Here is a 1,760-nt window from a genome sequence, read left to right as displayed (position 1 = left end):
CAACAATAAATTCTTCAGCACATCCTTGGGGATGGTTTTTAAAAGTAAACCGTACTTTGTCAGTAACTACATCATTCATATGGATACAAACCGCCTTTACATGGACTGATCTCGTTTTATCTAACCGACCGTAAGTCCAACAAATAAAAGTTACCCACAATTACAATGTGTTACTTGTATATGGGCTTAGATTGCCAACATGATGCAGTATCGAAACTGAAGAGAAAATTAAGCAATGATCTTAAAGAAGAGTGATGGCTGTTCAAATTCAGAGTGAAGCGAGAGCAATAACCCCTTAGCGTTTGCCCCAAAGTACATCAATTTCTTTACCGTCTTTAACAAACTCTAGCTTCACCGTCACTTTGGTGCCATTTTGTGCCTGAGGAAAAGTGCGCGTACATTGCAACACATAATGGGCGAAAAAGCGGTTATAGAATCCATGTTCGCCCATGTCATCAAAAAGATTAAATGCTTGTTCAAGCAAAGAATAATCCCCTTCTTGGTGATAAGCGAGGTTAAGTTGCGCAAAGCCATCACATAGGTTTGTAATGTCCTGCAAAATCCGCGGATGCAACTCGACTATTCCTGCAAGTGTTTGGAATTTGCTCGCGCCTAGCCTGCGCCAATCCCGCTCTTTTCCTGCAAGTTTTCGACATCCCTTTGCTTTGAGATATTGATATGTCGCCAGAGCCACTTCGTTATGAGAGTTAAGTTGCGAATTTAACAATGCCTCAAAAATCGCATCATATAATTTCACCCGATTTTCTATAGTTGCCCGCTCAGGAAGTATTTTATGATTAACGGGTAATGCAGCGGCCAGCGAAATGGCCAATCTTCGACTATCAAACTGACCTAATAAAGGTAGTAACTGAACAAACGCGTCGTGGTCAAGGTGTAAGGACTTAACGATCCGCACATTATCGGAATCTTTGAGTATCTCGCTCAATCGGTGTTTTGTCTCCTCAGAGTCAAACTCTAGGATCATGCCCCATACCGATAAATCATCGACCAAGTGGTCCAGCTCGTTACTGGTCACACTCGCCTCTTGCTGTTCATGTACGAGTGTCAGACCCAACGTAAACTCGTGTAGCTTAGGCGGCGTTGATGTTGAAAAGGCCACCATCTGAGCATCAAAGCTGAGATAGTAATGACGTTTATCGCCATTAATATCATCTTGATAACCACGCATTCCAAGCGTAGCAAGTTGTACTCTATTTAGCTTGTCTCTGGTTTCAATGGTTTTAAATGAATAGCTGTTACGGCTCATGGCCGACCAAGCACCAAAGCCTAAATTGAACCCATAGGCTTGCTTGATTTCAGTACTGGTTTGAAAGAAGAAGCGCTCTATCTCGATTTCATCTTGGTAACTAGGCTGAGTGATAGTACCAACCCGCCCAAATAGCGCATCAAGATGCACCTGCTCTAGGCCTTTGGTAGTTAATTTCGCCTCAAGCAGCGATTGATGACTGGATAAACGCGTGTATTCAAACTTAACACTTAGCTCGGCTTTCAGCTTTGCAGCTGTTTCAATATTTGCTAACACCGTTTTTTTAATGGTCAGCAGCTCGCTTTGAAGTCGTTCTAAACTGTCCGTTAGTGGATCAAGCTGTAAGCGATCTTTTAATCTTAAGATCAGGTCGTTTTGCGCTTCATCGGGTGATTCTGTTGCGACGAGTGAAAGGACTTCTTCAACCTTATCCAGAGGTGCATTGAATATCCCTGTCAAAATACTCGAATAAGCTTGCTTAAATCCAGTTTGG

General features: G+C 42.6%; 1 pseudogene. It reads right to left on the bottom strand.

What is annotated here, in order from left to right:
• Positions 1–295: 295 nt before the first annotated feature.
• Positions 296–1,760, bottom strand: a pseudogene (locus tag CWC03_RS18135) (hypothetical protein); the annotation flags it as partial.

Origin of the sequence: Pseudoalteromonas sp. S2755, assembly GCF_005886535.1 — a bacterium.
Classification (GTDB): domain Bacteria; phylum Pseudomonadota; class Gammaproteobacteria; order Enterobacterales; family Alteromonadaceae; genus Pseudoalteromonas.
This window is presented reverse-complemented; position numbering and strand designations above follow the sequence as displayed.